General features: G+C 60.4%; 11 protein-coding genes. 2 read left to right on the forward strand and 9 right to left on the reverse strand.

Annotation, left to right across the window (positions count from 1 at the left end):
- The first annotated feature begins 1 nt into the window (after position 1).
- Positions 2-1090: a right-handed parallel beta-helix repeat-containing protein gene (locus tag AB4Y85_RS03175; protein ID WP_441983405.1), complete on the forward strand. Its 1089-nt coding sequence runs from the start codon at positions 2-4 to the stop codon at positions 1088-1090.
- Between the two features lie 46 nt (positions 1091-1136).
- Here the strand turns inward: AB4Y85_RS03175 and AB4Y85_RS03180 are convergent, their stop codons facing one another.
- The 9 genes from AB4Y85_RS03180 to AB4Y85_RS03220 form a co-directional block, all read right to left on the reverse strand.
- On the reverse strand, positions 1137-2474 hold the full coding sequence (locus AB4Y85_RS03180) for a tetratricopeptide repeat protein (protein WP_441983406.1): 1338 nt from the start codon (positions 2472-2474) through the stop codon (positions 1137-1139).
- Positions 2475-2537: 63 nt separating this feature from the next.
- Entirely contained in the window at positions 2538-5360 is a 2823-nt protein-coding gene (locus tag AB4Y85_RS03185; protein ID WP_441983407.1) for a hypothetical protein, read from the reverse strand.
- Positions 5361-5438: 78 nt separating this feature from the next.
- Positions 5439-8357, reverse strand: a complete 2919-nt coding sequence (locus tag AB4Y85_RS03190; protein WP_441983408.1) for a hypothetical protein — start codon at positions 8355-8357, stop codon at positions 5439-5441.
- Between the two features lie 2 nt (positions 8358-8359).
- Entirely contained in the window at positions 8360-9460 is a 1101-nt protein-coding gene (locus tag AB4Y85_RS03195; protein WP_441983409.1) for an alginate lyase family protein, read from the reverse strand.
- A gap of 9 nt (positions 9461-9469) precedes the next feature.
- The gene (locus AB4Y85_RS03200; RefSeq protein ID WP_441983410.1) at positions 9470-13207 is read right to left on the reverse strand and encodes a right-handed parallel beta-helix repeat-containing protein; all 3738 of its coding nucleotides are present in this window, start codon (positions 13205-13207) and stop codon (positions 9470-9472) included.
- Positions 13185-14603 carry a mannose-1-phosphate guanylyltransferase/mannose-6-phosphate isomerase gene (locus tag AB4Y85_RS03205; RefSeq protein WP_441983411.1) on the reverse strand — a complete coding sequence of 473 codons (1419 nt, stop codon included), beginning with the start codon at positions 14601-14603 and terminating at the stop codon, positions 13185-13187. The genes AB4Y85_RS03200 and AB4Y85_RS03205 overlap by 23 nt, the downstream gene beginning before the upstream one ends.
- A 41-nt stretch (positions 14604-14644) precedes the next feature.
- On the reverse strand, positions 14645-15838 hold the full coding sequence (locus AB4Y85_RS03210; RefSeq protein ID WP_441983412.1) for a PilZ domain-containing protein: 1194 nt from the start codon (positions 15836-15838) through the stop codon (positions 14645-14647).
- 31 nt (positions 15839-15869) lie between these two features.
- Positions 15870-17414 (reverse strand): glycosyltransferase, encoded by a 1545-nt coding sequence (locus AB4Y85_RS03215; protein ID WP_441983413.1) that lies wholly within the window; start codon positions 17412-17414, stop codon positions 15870-15872.
- Complete coding sequence (locus AB4Y85_RS03220; RefSeq protein ID WP_441983414.1) at positions 17386-18696, reverse strand: nucleotide sugar dehydrogenase; 1311 nt, start codon at positions 18694-18696, stop codon at positions 17386-17388. Before AB4Y85_RS03220 ends, AB4Y85_RS03215 begins: the two co-directional genes overlap by 29 nt.
- Positions 18697-19302: 606 nt before the next feature.
- On the opposite strand from AB4Y85_RS03220, the gene AB4Y85_RS03225 reads away from it, so the two are divergent.
- Positions 19303-20514 carry a polysaccharide lyase family 7 protein gene (locus AB4Y85_RS03225; RefSeq protein WP_441983415.1) on the forward strand — a complete coding sequence of 404 codons (1212 nt, stop codon included), beginning with the start codon at positions 19303-19305 and terminating at the stop codon, positions 20512-20514.
- Positions 20515-20690: the final 176 nt, after the last annotated feature.

Here is a 20690-nt window from a genome sequence, read left to right on the forward strand (position 1 = left end):
AATGGAAACGATCATGCGCCCGACATGGACCGTCCATACCTTGCTCTTCGCAACGCTTGCGGCCTCGGCTTTGTTGGCAGCGCCCGAATGTGCAGCGGCGGAAACCTACTTCGTCAGTTCCATGGCAAACAATTCCGGCGCCGGGACAAGAGGCAACCCGCTGCCTAGCATTCAGGAAGCGCTTGATCGCGCCATGCCCGGCGACACGATACGTCTTATGCCCGGGCGCTATTTTCAGGATTTTAAAACCGTCAGGGATGGGCGCCTGGGCAATCCCATAGTCATCGAGGGACAGAAAAACGCTATCGTGTCCGGGGCCGGTGAACCGCGTATCGTTCAGATCAATCATGATTATATCGAACTTCGTAACTTCACGGTCGATGGTAAGCACAGTACCAGCGACAGCGAAGATGCCTACAGGGACAAGCTGATTTATGCAGTCGGAGCCCACTCCGGGGATGGTGTGACAGGCGTTCGGATCATCGGCATGAAACTCAAAAATGCCGGCGGTGAATGCATCAGATTCCGCTACCAGGCACGGCGCAACGAGGTCGCCCATTCCACGATCCAAAATTGCGGTGTCTACGATTTTGTTTTCGACGGCGGTGGCAAGAACGGAGAAGGCATCTATATCGGCACCGCGCCGGAGCAGTTGGGCAAGAACGGTGTGCCGGATTCCGCTATCGACCGGTCCGACGGTAACTGGATTCATCACAACACGTTCGATACCCGCGGCAATGAATGCGTCGACATCAAGGAAGGATCATCGGGAAATATTGTCGAGCACAATCGCTGCACCGGTCAGAAGGACAAGGATTCAGCCGGCCTCGACGCGCGCGGCAACGGCAATATCTTCCGCCACAATATTGTCTACAGGAATCGCGGCGCAGGCATAAGGCTCGGCGGCGACACGGCACAGGACGGCATCCAGAACAGCGCCTATGCCAACACGCTGCGCGACAATGCAGTCGGAAGTCTGAAAGTCATGACCAATCCTCAAGGCAAGATTTGCGGAAACATCGTCGCCGGCAGGAAGACCGAAACGACGGGAAGGTTCGGGCAGATCATCGATCCTCGACAACCCTGCTGAAAATTTGCGGGCAAGGTACGGCTGGAAGCCCCTGCCCGCTTTCCGATTACCTCAGAGCGTTGCCTGTCTCAGCTTCTTTCTGCACCGGTTGGTCGCCCACCGAACTGGTAGCCGTCGGCTCCATCATCGAACTGAGTGCCACGGCAGCAAGCGGAAAGCCGCTTTCCTGCGCGCTGCTCATCAACTCGATCGCCTTGCCGAGATCTGCATCGACTCCCGTACCGGACTTATACATGAGGCCGAGTCGGTACTTGGCTTCCGGAATTCCCGCATCGGCTGCCTGCTGCAACAGGCTTGCAGCCTTCTCAGGAGCCGCAGCGACGCCCGTTCCGTCGGCATAGGCCTGCGCCAAGCCGATCAAAGCCTCCTGGTTTCCGGCGGAAGCCGCTTTCTCAAGGCCGGCGACGATGTCCGGCACGACGTCGCTTTTTGGGCGCAGGGCGAGAAGGCGTGACAGCCCCTGAGCGGCTGCGACGTTTTCCTTGTCCTGCGCGGCGAGCGTGTACCACTGCACTGCCTGACGCTGATCCTCGATCTTGTCGCTGCCTGCGAGCATGTTGGCGAGATGGGTGGCAGCCGCGCTGTCGCCACGATCCGCCGCCACCTTGATCAAATGTCCAGCCGCCGCTCGATCCTGGACGCCGTTCGTACCGCGCTCCAGATCCATGGCGACCTGATAGGCGACATTGGGCTTGATCTGTGCGGCACGCTCGAAATAGCGCAGGGCCGCAGGCATGTCGGCGCTTCCCTCAATACCGGTGGCAAGAGCCCAGCCGATCTCGACGAGAGTCATCCGGGTACGCCCGTCATTCACGTCATCGAGCCATTTCAGCGCAGCCTCCTCGCTGCGCTCCACGCCCCGGCCTGTCCCGTAAGCATAGGCCACGTGAGCCCTGGCACGATTGTTGCCGACACGGGCTGCCCAGAGATACCACTGAGCCGCCTTACTCACGTCGACCGGTACGCCCTCCCCGCGGTCATACATGCCCGCGACCGCGAGAACGGAGCTGGAAGCGCCGCGCATGGCCTCATAACGAAGCTTGCTTTCGATTTTTCCACGGTTTGCGCCTTCGATGCCGACCTCGTGACGTGCCATGACCTTGGCGAGCAGCCGGGTCGCGACGCGATCTCCACGCGACGATGCAATCTGCAGCGCATTCAAACCCGTCGAGAATGCGGGCGTATCTACCTTCGCCTTCAGCGCGGCGTCACCGAGCTTGAGGAGGCGAGCGGTCGACATGGCGCGCAGCTGAGCCGGGCTCGACCCTGAAGGAGTAGCTGCCTCCCCGCCGTTCTCCTGCTTGACCGGAGCGGCAACGGGGGCTGCGATGGCCGTGCCCGCCATCAGGCAGCTGAGAATAACAATGTGCGTTGTCTTGATCATTGACCCACTCCCTTGCAATCTTTCCCGGCTGTGAAGCCGCTGGCGCCGAAACGCCCCATTGTTCTACTTGCGTGCGGCCGCTTCCGCCGTCGCCAGCCATTTCTGCGCGGCTTCCGCATTCACATCCGTTCCGAACCCAAGCGTCATCGCGAGGCTTACGCCGTACATGGCTTCCGCGTCGCCGGCATTGGCCGCGCGAAGCAGCCATTCAGTGCTGGCATTCGCCGACAATTCGACACCGTAGCCGGACGCATGAGCACGCGAGAGCTCCTTCATGGATGCCGTATCTCCCCCTTCTGCAGCCTTGCGCAGCCAGCCCGCACCCACCTCAGGCTCCGCCGGAATGCCGAAGCCGAATTGCAGGCAGCGGCCATATTCACGCATGGCCGGAATGGAGCCTGCTTCGGCGATGTCCTTCAGAACGGCGATAGCCGATCCCTCATCGTTCGCTGAACCTCCCGCGAGACGCCCCAGATCGACGGCAGCGGCGTCATCGCCTTGGCGCAGAGCTTTTCCGAGCCAGGCGACCGCCTCATCGGCCTTTCCCTCTCCGAACTTGCCGGAGGCATAACTGCGCCCGAGGAAGCGCATTGCCTCAACCTTGCCGGCATTGGCGGACTTCTCGATGATCCCGATAGCCGCCTGCTGCTCCTCCGGCCCTCCATCGAGCATGACGCAGCCGATAAGGAAAAGTGCCGCCGGATCCGGCTGCTCTCGCCTGATGTCGTTGAGCGCGCGCTGGATCCACATGCGCGCGCGATCATTCGATTGCGGATCCGGCATGCGGCGGTAGACCTGCGCCAGCTCGGCCATATCGCGTGCCACGCAGACCGGGAGCGCCTCGGCTCGCTGCACCCAGCGCGCCATCTCGGCTGGGTCGGCCGACGCGGATGCAAGCGCGATAGCGGCGCGGGCGCTGCCTGCTTCGAGTGCGGCGCGCCGCCATTCGGCGGCAGTTTTCGCGGTCGGCCTAAGCTGCTCGTCCGATTGATCCGCCAGCGCCAGCATGGCCGTCGGATTTCCGGCAGAGGCTGCCCTCTGCAGAAGCGCCACGCCTTGCCACTGATCATTCCCGCCCTGGGATACCAGGAAGCGGCCGAGTTCCAGCATGGCGTTCGGATCGCCAGCCTGCACCGCCTCCTGGAGCAGGGCTTTCGCAGTTGCCTCATCGCGCGAGGCACCCTCCGCGCCCAACAGCCTGCGTGCCAGCAGGAGGAGAGCCCGCGAGCGGTCCTCGCCGGGCGCGAGAGCCGCCACCTTCCAGCGCTCGGCGGCAGTTTCATCTACCGCGACGCCCTGCCCTGTCCTGTAGGCCAGCGAGAGCAGGATCATGCTTTCGCGGTCGCCTCTCTCGGCCGACTTCGTGAGCGCGGAGATACTCCGCTGCATGGCGGCAGGATCGCCGTTGGCCTGCGCAGCCAGTGCCGCGATGCTTCGCGCATGTCCTGCTTCAGCGGCGCGTTCCAGCCAGCCGCGGGCCTGCTCAGCGTCGGGAGAGACGACGGCGCTGCAGGCATAGAGATCGGACAGAACGCTCATGGATTCGGGATTGCCTCGGCTTGCGGCCTCTTTAAGGAGTCCGAGAATGTCGGTGCCGTTCGCATCCTGCGGGCGAACCAGCAGAAGCTTGGCGAATTCCGTGAGAGCGGAAGGATCACCGAGATCGGCCGCCTTGCGATAGAGAGCAAGCGCGCTCTTCATATCTGGCTGCCCATTGATGCCCGCTACGTGAAGGCGCGCGAGCGCTACGACCACACCAGGGCTGTGGCCCGGAAGCTCGGAAGCGCGCATGAGCGCATCGGCAGCTTTCGGAAGATCGGGAGACGCGCCGAACTCGCCCCGGTAATGCCGGGCAAGAATTTTATAGGCATCGATATCAGCGTAAGCGCCTGCCTTCTCCAGCCACGCAATCGCTTTCGGAAGATCCTTGGGGGTTCCATCGCCACGCAGCATGCGCTCGCCGAGCCATGTCATGGCCTCAGGCACACCGGCAGCAGCGGCGCGGTTGAGATGCTTGAGAATAATGTCGAGAGAGGCGTTCGCGCGTCCCTCGGTATAGATTTCGGCAAGCGCGACATCGGCGCGGTAGTCGCCATGACGGGAGGATGCTTCGAACCACTTCACCGCCTCAGGCAGACCGCCCGGCACCAGCGTCTCGTCCGCGAGCACGGTGCCGATCTCGAAAAGGGAGTTGCACTTGCCTTTGCCGAGATCACCGTAAAGGATGAGGAATCCGAGTTTGACGAGATCGTCCGTCAACGCTTTCGGCACGTCACCGATGCGGCCGCTGCGCTGAAGACGCGCAAGGCCGATGACGCCGTCTACATTGCCCGCGGCGGATGCCGTGCGAAGAAGCCGCTCGGCTTCCTTCACATCGGCACCGGCGATCCGCCCCTCCACATGAAGGCGGGCGAGTTGTACGGAGGCATCCATGTGCAGCATGGATGCGGCGGCAGTGAAAAGAGATGCGGCGCGCTCCGCATCGACAGGGCCGACAGCCGGATCGAGCATCAATCGACCCAAGCGATAGGTCGCCCGGCCCTTGCCGGGCCAGTTGCGATTAGCAAGACTCTCGAAAAGCTTGCGTGCGGTTGCGGGATCGCGCATCACCTGCGCGGATCCATCCGCATAGAGAGCCGCCGCATCGTACATCTCGTCCGGATTGTTGGCGGCCTGCGATTTATCCCACCTCTTCCAATCCCGTGAGAGGATGGTCTTTGGCGCCTGCGCGCAGATCTTGCTGAAATCAGCATTCGGGCCAAGAGAGCGTTGCGCTTGAGCATTCGTCACAGCGGGAAGAAGCGTCAGAGTGGCGAACGATGCGGCGAAAACAGCACCGATGCGCGTGCAGGATCTGGAGCTGCCGAGTTGAACGAGCTTTTTCATAACGGTTCTCCATTCTGCCTTGGCCTGCCGCATTTTCATGGATTGTGCCTGATCCAATGGACGTGTTGCTCGGTGCGATCACTCATCCTCGTCGGCGTCGCCGGGTTCAGGCAGCTTCCTCTTGCGTACGGCCTTGATCGCCTGCCAGTGCCCCGCCCGAGCCGCCTTCGCCAGCCATTCGTTATCGTCCACATTGCTCATGTCGGCGGCTGCAGGTTTATAGCGAAGCGCCAGGTGATACATGGCGGCCGGATGTCCGCCTTGCGCCGCCTGCATCAGCCAGCGTTCGGCTTCCTGCGGTTTGGAATCGTGTGCGACGGCATTGACGCGGTAGAGTTCATACAGCGCATCCTGAGAGCCAATACGCGCTGCACGCTCGAGCCAGGTCTGCGACAGCGCCGGATCGGCCTGCGTGCCGAAGCCTTTACGCAAGGCACGAGCAACTTCAATCATGGCCTCGGGAGAGCCGGTCTCTGCGGCACGCAGGAAAGATGCGAACGCGCCCTCCGGATCAACCGCAGCGCCCATTCCGGAAGCCTTGGCGTTTCCAAGCTCGATGCGCGCCATCATGACGTTGGCTTCGGCTGCCTGTGCCAGAAGCTGCTCCGATCTGGCGCCGTCGTGCTCGATTCCACCGCCATAAAGATAGGCCATGCCGAGTTGAAGCTGACCTTCCGGATCGCCGTTCTTCGCCGCCAGCGTGTAGAACTGCGTCGCAAGCTTGCGGTCACGCGCGACACCATTGCCCTGCACATAGGCATCGCCGAGCGCAAGGAGGACCTTCGTGTCGCCAGGCTCGTCATTGTAGATTTCGCGGTAGAGCGCGATGGCGCGCGTCGGATCGCGCGGCACCCCCACCCCTTCGCGATAGGCGTTGGCAAGAACGAAGCGCGCCGGATCATATCCGAGCTGGATCGCACGGCGCAGCAGAGACTCCGCTCGTGTACCATCCGATTGGACGCCTGCGCCCTTGAGCATAGCCTGTGCATACGCTGTCATGGCGGCCGGATTGTTTTTCCGGGCAAGCGTCTCGAGAACCCCGACGCCACGCTGCGCGGCACCCGGGTCCGTCAGCTGCAGCACCGCGACACGGCTCGCGAGTTCGTCATTTCCGACGGCTGCCTTCTCGGCCAAGGCGAGCCAGCGGCGGGCCTGCGCAACCTGGTCCGGCACTTTCGTCGCCAGATAGGTCTCGGCAAGCTGCAACGCCGCCTCCACGTTGCCGCCCTCTGCCGCTCGGCGCAGGGTCGTATCCGCCATCACACGCTCGCCGCGCGCGAGATAGAGCTTTGCGAGGGCGATGGGCGCACGAGCGTCACCGGAGCGGACGGCGCGTTCCAGGGCTTCCCGCGCGAGGTTGAAGTGTCCCGGTCCTCCGGCCTTGGAATAAAGAGCGCTCAGCTCGATCATCGCAGGCCCGCTCCCGGCCGCAGCCGCTCGGCTGAGCCATGTCGCAGCCAATGCATAATCCTGCGGAACGCCCCGTCCCTCGCTGAACATGCGCCCAAGCCGAACCATGGCCGTGGAACTGTTGGCGTCGGCGGCTTTGCGATACCATTCCAAGGCGCGGGGTGTTTCTACGCCATCGGAGCGAAGAGCATAGAAATCGCCGAGCCGAACCAGCGCGACAGTCGCGCCTCCTTCGGCCGCCTTCTGGTACCAGCGCAGCGCCTCGACTGGTGCGGACGCCACGCCGTTGCCATGCATCAGCGCGTCGCCCAGGCTGACGGCGGCTTTCACATGCCCGCGCTCGGCAGCTTCCTGCAGGCGCTCGACAGCGATTTTCTGCAAGGGCGCGGTGACCGGATCGGGATAGCCCAAAATCGTACGGGCATATTCGTAGAGCGCGGTCGTGCTGTCCTGTTTGGCCGCCCGATCGAAGAAGTCGATAGCGAGCGGAAGATTACGATCGATCAGATCACCGTTTCTGAGAAAACGGCCCAGGGAGACGAGCACACTCGGATCCGTGCCCGCAACCTTGAAGGCTTCGTTCAGAAGCTGCCGCGCCTCGTCTGGCTTGTCCTGAGCGTGAATCTCCGCACCCATCACAAGCGCGCGTGGCGCTTTCGTTTCGATGGCCCTGTCGAGCCAGAGTTCGGCACGTGCGGAAGGCACACCCAGAGCCCCACCGTTCGCAGGGTCTTCCGCGAGAACGAGCGCGGCCTCCACCGAGCCACGCTTAGCCGCCGTCTCCAAGGCGGCCAGCGCCTCCTGCGGCTGATAGAGCGGAGACTTTGTATCGGAGCGCATGCGGCCTATGCGAAAGGCTGCTTCCGCATCGCCGAGATCCGAGGCACGACGATACCAATCGAGCGCGACGCTCAGACGCTCCGGGCTATCGCTTGTCACTCGGTAATGATCGGCGAGAGTTCTTGCCGCATCCGCCGAACCCTGCTTGGCATCCTGGAAGAGCAGACGCAGGCCCTGGGTGGCATAGACATTCGCCTTGGCAGCGTCCGGCTCCAGGCGTGCAAGCGCGACACCGGAGGGTCCATGTCCCTGGCGCAGAGCCACCTGATAAAGCGCGCGCGCACCCGCGAGATCGCGGCTCATGCCGATGCCGTTCTCCATCAACCCGGCAAGTAGGTAAGTTGCCTCACGGTTCTGCATGGCAGCGGCGCGCCGCAGAAGTTCAGCAGCCCGTTCGTTGGCCGCCTGTCCGCCATCGCCGCTGAGGAGCATCTTTGCGCGGCGCACTGCGGCAGCCGGCCATTGCGGGCCAGGACTTGCCAATGCGCGCTCATATAGACGCTCGGCCTCCTTCGGATCTGCCCTCCGCAGCGGGTTTGACTCGCTGACCGGAAGACCATCTTCGAGCAGTTGCGCTTGATCGACGGCAGCCTCCGTATCCTGACGCTGGCGCAGCCGCTCAACGCGCTCCATCGTCGCACGGTACTGGTTGGAGTTCTCGACATCGGCCGTGCTCTGAGACCATGCAGCTGGAGCAGAAAGAAGAGCTGTCGTCGCAAGAAGAGGAAGAAGCCAGGACCTGTTCATGATCAACCGCGTCCCCAGATACATGTCGCGTTGCCGCCGACGAACTCGTCGATCAGCGGACGCTCATTGCGCAAGCTTCGTGCGAACAGCGCTTTGAGCCGTTTGGATGCGAGCCCGGGGCGCTCATGAGCAAGATAAGCCTCTGCCCAGGCCATGTAGTGGCGACCATGGCCACGTTTCGTCATGAAACCCAGGTCTGGTTTGCGGAAATCGGCATCATCGCCCGGTATGTAATTCTCCGAAGCATAGGCAAGCACCACGTTCGGCTCTACTAAGCCGTTGAGCAGATAAGACAGAACCCGGTCGAAGCTGCCATTGCCATCGTGCATGCCATAGAGGTCCGTTCCCCGTGCGGCTGCAATCTCTGCCATCACGGTCATGCTCGCCAGCGATTGGCGCATGTACCAGAGCGCGCGCGAGCCTCGGCGCGTCTCCAGCGGCAGGCTGCCATCCACCCGCGTCTCCGACAGAATGGTACGGTAGCGATCCTGTCCTTTGGCATAAAGCGCCTCATCGCCAGTCACCGCGCCCCATGCCATGAGGACGCTGTCAGTGAGATAACGATGGTTGTTATGGTCGACCGTTCCGTCGAAGATCCAGTCCACCTTGCGCACCAGGGGATCGATCCAGTTGGCGATGATGCGGCGCTGCTCGTCGTCCAGACCCTTCTGGATGACCGAGTAGCCGACGATGGTGGGAAGAAGGATACGCTTGAGCGCGTAATAGGCGTCATTTTCGACCTCGGTCTTCTCGAAGGCTTTGGCCTTCGCCCAGCCGAGATAGAAATCGCGCAACGCAGCTTCAGACGCCGCATCTCCCGCAAGGGCTCTGCCCGTCAGCACCATTACGGCCCAGGCGTAATCGTTGGCGGCGCCGTCCGTGCCGTAGCCTTCCGTGGTTTTGAGGCCGGGGATCGGCTTCAATGAATTCCATGCTGCGTCACGCGGGATCGCAAGACATGCGGCACGGATATTGGCGAGGGCCGGCTGGGTCAGGGCCGCACGCCGCTGCTCGACATCGAACAAGCCAGGCCGCGCCGATTGAGCGAAGGAGGACCCCGCCGAGAGAACAGTCATGGTCAGAATGGCGATAAAGCGCTTCATGCCGGTCTCTCAAGTTCCTTGCGATGTATTGGAGAAGGCCCGATGCTGAACGGTGTCGTTCGTAGTTGTGCAATCGGACGATGCATTGGAATCGAAGATTCGCAAATCTGCTCCGCCTTCGAAGTAACCTTGATCGCGCAGATGACAGGCGATGACCGGTCGTGCCGGGCGGCAAGTGCTCGCGACCAGCGTGTCGGTCTGGGAGGCCGCCTGAAGCACCAATCCTTCGAGCCCGCGAAGATCGCCGCCGAACAGGCGCCGCGACTGCTTGACGAAGCGGTTCGAGAACAGGGTCAGACCCGATGCGCCTTGCGCATTGATGCCGACACCGTTGGCGGAGAACCGATTGCGGCGCAGCGATACGCTCGTGACTGGAGCATAGGGATCCAGCTTGAAATCCCGCGTGTCGCCACTCTTCGTATCGAGAAGATTGGCCACATAGGCGCTTACACCAGCACTTCCGTTCCGCTCGATACGGTTGCCGTAGACACCGATGTCGAAACTGTTACGCACCTTCAATCCGTCGCGCTTGTTGGCAATGAGCTGGTTGCTGATCATCAGATTGCAGGAACTCTCGAACAGCGTGATGCCATCCTGCAGGTTCTGAAATGCGCTGTTGGCGTGGACGATGTTGTTGGAGCTGTCGCGGTCCAACATGATTCCGGAACCGACATTGTCGAAGGTCAGGTTGCCGATAATCCAGCTTTCATCCACCTCGCGCGAGATGATGATGCCGTGCTTCACCATTGTACCGTAGGTCGTGTTGTAGGCGATGGTCAGCTTGCGCGTTCGGTCATGGGGATCGAGTCCATAGATGACATTGTCGACATATTCGTTGCCAACGATCTGGATGCTCTCCGCCTCGTAGGAGTAGAAGCCAAAATGCGAATTTCGGAATACGTTGTCGACCACGTACCCGGTCGCATGAGCCTGATCGCGAAGCTCGGATACCCGGATGGGGCCCGACGAATAGGAAAGGCCGAACGACTTTGAATTCTCATAGCCGAGGGCGACCAGAACGGACGATGCCACGTTCATGCGCCCGTCGCCCCAGCTCAGCAGGAAGGGACGGAAAATGTGGGTCTTGCTCTTGTCGGACCAAGCCGGCTGCTCAGCCTTTTCGCTGTAGCCGATCACATCGGCATCGACCACATGGAGCTCACCGGCGCTGGCGATGAAAGCACCTGCTTCCGCGCTCAGACGATAGGTCGGAACGTCAAGGCGGGAAAGGATGAGCGTCGCACCGGGAGCGACGAAGACAGGCGCGCGCAGGGTCAGCACATCGCCGTCGAGAGACATCAGGTTCTGGTCGGGCGTTCCCTTGAGCTGTCGGGCCAGCATGCCCAATGTCGTCACGCCCTTTCGGACGACGATGAGGCGCGGGCTCGGAATGCCCTGATAACGCACAGCCTGCTCAATGCGGGTGCTGCCGGTCGGGCCTTCGTCCAGGAATTTCGAGATGTAGAGATTGTAGTTTGCGAACGTCACACCTGCATCTGCGCCGCTCGGCCAGGGCACCATGTCTCGGACGTCGCTCGCCTGCGCGAAATGCGCTGGCAGCGGAACCTTGACGGAGGCGGCAGGCTCACTTTCGACTTTCGCAAGTACCAATCCCCGGCGGGTACGCTGTTCGGGACCGAATTCCGCCTCATCCGATGGCGGAAGGCTCGCGGTCGTATCGACAACTTCCGTCACATCCTCCACGGGCTTGGACAGAGAAGCGGCCTGCTTCTCGGCAAGACGGCGGAAGGCGACGACACGACCGCGATCATCCGTAATCGAACGAATGAGATCAGCCGCCAGAACGACGCCATCGCCCTGCTCAGCGATTTCCAGTGCAATGTCTTCCTTGTCGGCATCGCTCGTCATTTGGCTCAGGCGGCGCTTGAGCACCGCATCCGGCAAGCTGCTGCGCTTCTTCTGCTCCACGGCCTGCTTGGCTTCGGCCTTCGCCAAAGCTTCATCCGCCCGGACACGGATCTTGTCATCGATGATCCGCTGCCTCAGATCGTCAGCTCGCGCCTTGTCTCCGAGTTCGGCGAGCGATTTGACGATGGTGTAGAGCGCCTTGTCCCGATCCGTCTTGTCCTGGCTTTCTGCAATGCGGATCGCTTCCGCGTAAGCCTGCTCACCAGTCTTTCCGTCTTTCTTACGGCTCGCCTGCCGGCCGATCTCGACCCATGCCTCGACCTGCGCGTCCTTGTCCGCGATACCTCCGGCCAGCGCCATGGCATCACTGAACTTTCCGGCTTGGGATTGCGACTTAACGACCGCCGCCTGCACGCGGCCTGCATCCTCCGACTCGGAGATGTCGGCGACGATCTGGAGCGCACCGGCGGCATCGCCTGCCTGGGCTTTGGCACGGCCGATGCCGCTGAGCGCATGCGACCGATCTTCTCGCTCGCGAATCTTCGGCATCAGGGCTTCAGCATCGGAAAGACGCTCGCTTTCAGCCAGCCGCTTGGCAAGATCGCCGAGGGTGGAAGACGTCTCGGAGCTTTCCTGCAACCGCCCAATATAGCTCATCGCCTGATCGAGACGGTCTGCTCGCGTGAGAGCACGGACGGCTTCGGGCCACACCACAACCTGCGTTGCCTCATCCGCAGCCTCGGCGCTCTGCAATGTTTTAGTGAAAACCTCCTCCGCCATGCTGCCATAACCTGCGCGGGCCAACTCGCTCGCGAGCGTAAGCTGTGCCGTGATCTTCTCGGCACCGTCTTGCATGCTGTCGAGAATGCCCACCGACTGGAGCGGCGCGCCCTTGGCGGCATTATCCTTCACAAGGGCGGCAAGGGCCTTCTGCTGGTCGCTAGGGCTGAAGAACCCCTGTGCGGCGGCCAATGCTGACTGCTGATCCTGCTTCTTCAGTGACGCGGCAAGAATATCGTTGAGGACTTTCTCCTGATCGGCGCTGCCTGGAAGCGCCAGCGCAACCTGGAGGCTTCCAGGAATGTCTCCAGCTGAAAGGCGCTTGCGCGCCTCCGCCGCAAGCTGCTCCTTCGAGGCCTTCTGCCAAGGCGTACCCTTGAGACGCGCCACCGCCAGATCCTGACGGGCATAGGCGCGGTCCCGGGCGCGCGGCATCTGTGTGATGGCACGTTCGGCCAGGGCGCTTCCGACCGGGCCGAGATTGGCGGCAAGGCGTGCGGCGGCATTATAAGCGCCAGATTGCTCACCTGCTCCGGGGATAGACTTCGCCGTATCGATCGCAAGCTGCACATAGCGAAGGGAGCGGTCCTGAACACCGAGCCTCGCATAAGCCTGGGCAAGTTCGATAAAGGCCGCCGCGCGGTATTCAGGCGCCTTCTGTTCGCTCGCGATCTGATGAAGGGTGACGCCGAGTTCGACGCGATCCGCGTTTGATTGCGAGGCCGCCATTTCCGTCAGGGAGGATTGGAGCAGCATGGCGCCGATCATATCGCGGCTCAATCCATCATCCGCCAGACGCGCGAGTTCGGTTTTCGCGCTGCCACGAAATTCGGATGCTCCCCCGGCTTGGGAACCGGCAAACTTTTCGAGAAGCTGGACGCGGGCAAGAACAACCTGATAGAAGCCTGCCCTCTGCTTCGCATTACTTCCCTGCTCAGCGGATATGAAAGCCTGCCTCGCTTCCTCGGCGAGGCGTGAGACCTCGTTAGGCTCCTGAGCGACGGCCCCCGTCGCCAGGATCCCGGTGCTCAGCACGATTGCCAGGATGGCAACGAAGGCCGGCATGCGGCGGCGCTCAACTCGCGACGATACGATCATATTGATCCTCCAGTCGCACGATATCGTCCTCGCCGAGATACGAGCCGCATTGCACCTCAATCAGGTGCAGTTCCTCATCGCCGATATTCTCGAGCCGGTGGACATCGCCTTTTGGAATGTAGACGGACTCGTTGGCTGTCATCACGGAGACGGCATCGCCCACCGTGACGCGCGCGGTGCCGGACACCACCGTCCAATGCTCGGACCGGAAGTGATGATATTGGAGTGAGAGCCTGCCCGCCACATCGACGATGATGTGCTTGACCTGGAAGCCCTCGCCCACTCGCAAGGATTCGTACGATCCCCATGGACGGCGGACCTTGCGGTGAGTATTGGCCTCGGGCCGGCGGTTTGCCGCAAGCTCGCTCGCAAGGCGCCCCACGTTCTGCGCCTGATCGATGGAACCGACAAGAACGGCGTCGGCCGTATCGACTACGACGATTTTCTCTAGGCCGAGAACAGCGACGAGGCGGGAATTGCCATGCACATAGCTGTTGCGCACGTCATGAAGAAGCGTGTCACCCCTTGAGACGTTACCATGGCCATCCTTCGCCCCGACATCCCAGAGGGCCGACCAAGAGCCGAGATCGCGCCATTCGGGCGATACAGGAACACAGACGAGACGCTCGCTGTGCTCCATCACGGCATAATCGATTGAAATCGCGGGAGCCGCGTCAAACTCCGCCGAGAGGCGGATCGTGTCGTTGCCCCGTTTAGCGGAGCCGAGCGCACGTCTTGCGCAAGCCATGACTTCCGGAGCGTAGCGCTCAAGCTCCTCGATGATCGTGCGGGCAGTGAACATGAAGATCCCGCTGTTCCACAAGTGGCGCCCACCGGAGAACAGGGCTTCGGCATCAGGACGCTTCGGCTTCTCGACGAAGCCTGCGACCTTGAAGCTCGCCTCGTCATAGGCGTCGCCGACTTCGATATAGCCGAACCCGGTTTCCGCATGGGTCGGACGGATGCCGAAGAGAACGATCTGGCCCTTGCGGGCGGCATCGACGGCTTGGGCTACCGCCTCCGAGAACACTTCCGCCTGCTCGATCACGTGGTCGCTGGGCGCCACGAGCATGAGGCGGTCGATGTCCTCCTCGGCGATCAGGGCCGCCGCCGCCGCGATGGCGGGAGCCGTGCTGCGCACCGATGGTTCGACCAGAAGGCGCACGGCCCCGGGGCCGATCTCACCGAATTCCCGCAGGGCGAGATCGCGATGGTTGCTGTTTACGATGATAAGCGGCTCGGCGTAGAGCTCGGTGCGAAAGCGCTGGACTGTCTGCTGGAAAAGACTGTGATCGCCGGAGAGAGCATGAAACTGCTTGGGCTCGCTGGACCGAGAGACAGGCCACAGGCGAGTACCCGATCCGCCGCACATTAGAACCGGAATGATATTATCCATTATTCATCTCCAAACAATTTTGTAGCGAACGATTCGTGTTTTTACTTCAGTGTCGCGATACGCTTGTCGTCGGCCATTACCGTAGCCTGTGCATCTTGCGATACGCCAGGCCCATCACCGCGGAAGATCGATGCGATCCGGCTACCCGCCCAGCTCATTCCGGCATGAATCTTGGTCGCGGCGCTGCCGACGGACGAACCGGAGAACGTGTCGAACACGACGGAGACAGGTTGTCCTATAGTGCTGCTTTCAAGCTCGCGGCCGGGTGCGATCTTGACGAGGAAACGACCGTTCCCGGCGCCATTATCGGGCAAGGTCGGAAGACGCTCGACCTGCACATCCCGAACGGTCGTGCCGTCGGCATATTCGATGACGGCCTTCGCGCCGCGATAGAAGCGCAACACCTCTGTCTGTGGAATGCTAGCCGTGATGTATGGAGCGCTCGTCTTCTCCCGCAGGACAAGAATCGGAGCCCCGTCCCTAACGAAGTTCGAGGCGCGGTTGTAGCGGGCCTGCACGATACAGTCGCAAGGGCTGTCGATGACAATGCTGTTGCTGCCCTGCGGTCCCTGGATGGTGAGAAGCGGCTCACCTGCCTGCACTTCATCCCCCGATGCCACGAAGGTCAGTTGACCGCTCGACGGCGCGGGAACGGTGACGAGATCCGCCGTGATCTGCGCCGATTGCGCCGGGATGATGTAAAGCTTCTGGAAGATGCCGCTTGCGATGAAACCGACGAGGAGCAGGGTTACGGCAGCGACAGCAGCGTAACCGGCGAAATTGCGTCCGTAATGGAATGCGTTCTCCTTGAGCCCTTGCGGCTTCGGGCGCTGCGGCACATCGCGGGTTTTGCCCTCGTTGCGTCGGGAGACGACATCCAGGACATCCCCGGCCTCCACAATCTCTCCCGAGAGATAGGCATCGAGGACGAAGCGAAGCAGGTTGTGCTGCCGGGGGGATACATTGGCGAAACGCATCCCGACGCGGCTATGCTCTTCATTCACGTAGCGAACTTCCGCCTGTACCGGCAGCGTGAGCTCATAACCGTTGAAAGGAAATATCAGCGTGAGAGCCACGATACAGCCAGGAACGGCATCGAAGGCTCCGTTGCGAACACCAATTCCACCGATGGAAAGATCGATGACCTGCACTTGCGTTCCGGCATAAAGGCACTTCATCGGCAAGCGGTAGCGAGGATGCTGTCGTTGAACCTCAGCTTCATGCGTGATCATCATTTCTAGATTCTCCATCTCGGAAATCGCTTGGTCAGGGAAAAAAGAGAAAAGCTCTCGGCGTCGGCAGGACATCCACGCTCCAGGCCAGCACTGTCAGAAAGGCAACGAGCGAAAGGCCATGCATGTAGGCCGACATGGCATTGCTTGCAGCGAAGGGACGCTTCGCGGCGCGTGCCGAGGTGGTTTTCTGGCGTGTCCACTTCTGCCGGTCGAGACGGAAGGTGATGTGAACTTTCACCAAGGATCCGAATATCTGGTTGAAATACAGCAGGAAGGGATAGAATACGGACACCCTGGGGCGTGCGGCGAGGAGCGAGAGCGTCAGTACGTAGCGGGATACCAGGATCCACAGCGCATAAAGCAGGAATACGTATCCGCTGATGAAGAAGCTGGCGATCATCGCGATGGCGAAGCCGACGAGCGAAGTCCACATGGACATTCGCTGATCGAGAATGGCCCACCATGTGAAGAGGCCGATCCGTTTCGGGCCGAGAGCCAGGGCACGGGAGTTGGTCCGCAACATGTTGCCGAACCACCGCACCATCAGCATGGCTGCCGCCGATACGAAGTTCGTGGTCGGTGGATCCTCGACCGTCATGACAACCATGTCGGGGACATAGACCATCTTGTAGCCGTTCCGCAGAAGCCAGAACCAGCTCGACTTGTCGTCGCCTGTCAGAAACTTGAACCGCCCAAGACGCCAGTGGTCGATATAGTCGAGTTCGACTTGGCTGATGAAGGTCGGATCACAAACGATGTCGGCGCGAAACATCGACATCCGGCCGGTGAGTGTCAGAACCCGCCCCGAGAGGCCCATCGACGACATGAGAGTGTGTCTCTGAGCGAAACGGAGCGTATACCACTCCTGGAAGATTCGGCTGCCGCGGACTTCGCTTGCCTCATCCGTCGTCAATGCGCCGATCTGCGGATCGAGTTGGAAGAAACCTGCGCATTTGCCGATGAGATCGCTCGGCACGATGCTGTCGCCGTCGATCACAGCGACGACATCGTCCCTCGAAGGCGACCGCCGTGCAATCGCCCGAAAGCCATAGGCAAGTGCGTCGCGCTTGCCAGTGCCGGCGATGCGGACAACGACGAGGTCGACCTTGTCCTGATCCTTGCAGATGCTGTGATACAAGGCCTTCACGAGACGCTGATCACCTGCCTCTACGAGCGAGGCGACGACCGTTGCTCTTCCCGGTGCAGCAAGAGCAGCCTCGAAAGCAGCCTTGTAGACCCGAGCCGTGACGGCGGCATCGATCCGAAACGATGTGACGAGCAGGTAGGCATGGTGAGCCTGCATGCTCACCATGCCGTCGGCGACCTTACGCATCCTTGGGAAAACCCACCTCCGGTAAACCAGCGCACGGATGAAATGGAGGAATCCCCATCCGTAGCGCCAGATCGCCAGAAACCCGACCGCTCCGATGAATCCGCCGCCGATCATGCCATAGGCCTCAGCCGGCATTTCAATCGCAAAGACTACAACGGCAACGACGTAGAGCAGATGTCCCCAAACCGACTCCGAGAGCCGAACGCTGCCGGTATTACCAGCAGATTCCCTGATAGAGCTCACTTGAACACCTTGTCTGGTCGATACGGACGAGATCGATGAGCGGGCGGTCGTCATCGATGACACCCATCAAGCGCGCGGCTTCAGCGCGGTTCCCGAGGACAAAGACCTCCGCGTGGTCAACCACTTCATTGATGTCCGCCGTCAGCAGGGAGGTGAGATGCGGCAGATGAGAGCGAACGAATTGCAGGTTGGCTCCCGTCAGCTTCGACACCTGGATGTTCGGATCATAAATGCGGATGTCGTATCCGCGGCCGAACAGGCGCTCGGCGAGCTCCACCAGCGGGCTTTCGCGCAAGTCGTCGGTCCCAGGCTTGAAGCTCAGACCTATGATGCCGATACGGCGCTTGCCGGTGGCCGCGACCATGGCATAGGCGCGGCGGAGTTGCTCCTCGTTGGCTTCCATGGTTGCATCGAGAACAGGCGTGGACACCTCCAGCTTGCGCGCGGCAAAGCGCAAAGCTCGCAGGTCTTTCGGGAGGCACGAACCGCCGAAGGCGAAACCCGGCTTGAGATAGGCTTTCGAAATGTTGAGGCGCGTGTCCGCGCACAGAACATCCATGACCGTGTGGCCGTCGATGCCGGCTGCCTTGCAGATGTTGCCGATCTCATTGGCAAAGCTGATCTTTAGCGCATGCCAGGCATTGTTGGTGTATTTCACCGCTTCCGCAGTGCGGATCGAAACGATGCGCGGCTCGACCTTGAAGATCTTATGCAATTCGACGAGACGATCCACCGTCGGTTGATCATGACGGCCGAATATGATCGCACCCGGGTCGTAATAATCGGCAAGAGCAGTGCTTTCACGCAGAAACTCCGGATAATAGGCAACGCCGAAACCGACGCCGGCCTGGCGCCCCGAGGCGCGCTCAAGCGCGGGAAGAATGATACTTTCCATCGTCCCGGGCAGAATGGTCGAGCGCATAACGACGGAATGAAACGAGTTCTTCTCGCGGATCGCAGCTCCGATTTCCTCGGCCGCAGCGGTGACGTAATTCGTGTCGAGAGAACCGTTCGAGCGCGAGGGTGTTCCCACGCAAACGAACGAAATGTCGGTGCTTTGAATGGCGTCACGGACATCGCTTGTCGCCGTCAGACGCTTCGAACGGATGCCGTCCTGGATGAGGCCTTCAAGGCCCGGCTCGACAATGGGGCTGATGCCGGCGTTGAGAGGCTCGACCTTTTGAGGGTTCGGATCGACTGCAATGACATGATGACCGTCATTGGCCAGACATGCAGCCGAAACGGCTCCCACATAGCCAATTCCAAAAACACTGATTTGCATAGGCTGTTCCTGCTGGACAACAGTGAAAAATCAAGCGCGAAAAACTTCGGCAGCGCCCGTTACAACCTATTAAATACTATCGCTCTGGCCTTTTTCTCGTCACTATTTCGGCTGGCGAGATACTCCCGAGGGATATGGCAAAGCATTACTCCCTCTACCGGCTTACAGTAACTCGAAAGAGCTTGAAAACACCTATAGGAGACGAGTTGCCTTAAGCCGATGCCCGGGTACTAGGCAGGCTTTGCAAAGGCTTGGCGCAAGAGCATCCGGTTTGAGCAACACCGCTCGATGTGGTCAGAGGCACATCAGGGCTACCCGCGCCGCGACTTGCGGCGAACGGGCGCGGCGCTGGAATCATACCTTAAGGTAAGGAAGAATTGACAGCCGCCATAATGTTGCCTTATGCAAGTAACAAAGGTGCCATTCTATAGTTGAGTTCTTTAATTTTTGGAGCGCTCAGCTCTCTGAAGTGAGCATCACTCATAATTAATATGGCGGTGCAATATTTCGCCATCTGGTGAAGCACCTGCTCGCCGACGAGGCGTTATTAAATTTCTATTGCAGAAGTCCCAAGAAATGGGACCTGATTTATTTTGGGGCAAGACGGTGGCTTTGGATTTTGATGCCGCTCCGAGTGGCAATTTTAGCCTGAGAAATTGGAAGATTACGCTGCCTGTAGACGCATCCGGGCGCTTCGTTCGAACCGCCGTCGAGGTGAAGGAGCTTGGCGGTTACGAGAACCCCGTTTACTTCTATACCGGGCAGGATGGGGCGATGGTGTTCAAGGCGCCGGCGGAAGGCGCCACGACAAGCGGCTCGCGATATGCCCGCACCGAACTTCGAGAGGTGAAGGGCTCCGAGCGCGCAGCATGGTCCCTTGCTCAGGGCGGCACCCTATCGGCAACGCTCAAGGTCAACGAAGTCCCTACCCTTCACACTGGCAAAGGCGGGCGTATCGTCATTGGCCAGGTTCATGGCCAGGATGATGAACTTGTCAGATTGTATTGGGAAAACAACACCATCTACTTCAAGAATGACCAGGCAGGCCCCGACAACAGAGAACTGCGTTTTGACCTGAAGGACTCGCGTGGGCACAAGCCTAGCGTTTCGCTGGACGAGCGTTTCTCGTATTCCATCAAGGCGAAAGGCGACTTTCTAGAAGTGGCCGTCCGGGCCGATGGCAAGCTCTACAAATCGCAAACCCCGATCAACGACGTTTGGGACACGGATAAATTCTATTTCAAGGCAGGCGTTTATCTCGGCGTAAACGAGACGCAGGGCACAGGCTACGGGCAAACCTCATTCTATGCCCTGAACTATAGCCACGGCTCAGGCGCAAAAGGCGCAGCTCCCTCTTCGTCCTCCGATGTAAAGAACATTATCAAGGGTACCAAGGGGCACAATGTGCTGAGCGGCTCTTCCTCCAAGGACATGATCTATGGATATGGAGACTCGGACAAATTGTACGGCAAGGGCGGCAATGACACGCTCATTGGAGGAGCTGGCAGGGACACTTTCGTGTTCGATACCAAACCCGACAGCAAGACAAACATGGATGTCATCAGGGACTTCAGCGTGAAGCATGACGTCATTCGCCTCAACGACTCCGTTTATACCAACCTTAAATCAGGCAGGCTTTCCGCAGACAGTTTCTTCATCGGAACACAAGCCAGCGACGAGAGTGACAGGATCATCTACAACGATAAGACCGGCACTCTATTCTATGATGCCGATGGAACCGGAAGTATGGAGGCCGTTCAATTCGCCAGGATTGACGCGAGTTTGTCGCTGACGGCCTCACACTTCATCATCATCTAATCACCACCGCGCGTTACGGCTCCGGAGAAATTCAGTGTTCTTCGATTGCGATGCGGCTGCTTTGCAGGTAGCCTAATTTTTTCCAAAATATAATGCTAGACATCTAACCCTCCATAAACTCTCGACCTGACGGATTACCTCGAAGGCTCAATCGAACGGCCCTCATCCCTTGCTAT

The sequence above is a fragment of the Microvirga sp. 2YAF29 genome (genome assembly GCF_052114605.1).
Taxonomy (GTDB): Bacteria; Pseudomonadota; Alphaproteobacteria; order Rhizobiales; family Beijerinckiaceae; genus Microvirga.

What these genes read in the sequence shown, in the direction of transcription:
- AB4Y85_RS03175 (WP_441983405.1), top strand. Translation starts at nt 2, where the DNA reads ATGGAAACGATCATGCGCCCGACATGGACCGTCCATACCTTGCTCTTC.
- AB4Y85_RS03180 (WP_441983406.1), bottom strand. Translation starts at nt 2,474, where the DNA reads ATGATCAAGACAACGCACATTGTTATTCTCAGCTGCCTGATGGCGGGC.
- AB4Y85_RS03185 (WP_441983407.1), bottom strand. Translation starts at nt 5,360, where the DNA reads ATGAAAAAGCTCGTTCAACTCGGCAGCTCCAGATCCTGCACGCGCATC.
- AB4Y85_RS03190 (WP_441983408.1), bottom strand. Translation starts at nt 8,357, where the DNA reads ATGAACAGGTCCTGGCTTCTTCCTCTTCTTGCGACGACAGCTCTTCTT.
- AB4Y85_RS03195 (WP_441983409.1), bottom strand. Translation starts at nt 9,460, where the DNA reads ATGAAGCGCTTTATCGCCATTCTGACCATGACTGTTCTCTCGGCGGGG.
- AB4Y85_RS03200 (WP_441983410.1), bottom strand. Translation starts at nt 13,207, where the DNA reads ATGATCGTATCGTCGCGAGTTGAGCGCCGCCGCATGCCGGCCTTCGTT.
- AB4Y85_RS03205 (WP_441983411.1), bottom strand. Translation starts at nt 14,603, where the DNA reads ATGGATAATATCATTCCGGTTCTAATGTGCGGCGGATCGGGTACTCGC.
- AB4Y85_RS03210 (WP_441983412.1), bottom strand. Translation starts at nt 15,838, where the DNA reads ATGATGATCACGCATGAAGCTGAGGTTCAACGACAGCATCCTCGCTAC.
- AB4Y85_RS03220 (WP_441983414.1), bottom strand. Translation starts at nt 18,696, where the DNA reads ATGCAAATCAGTGTTTTTGGAATTGGCTATGTGGGAGCCGTTTCGGCT.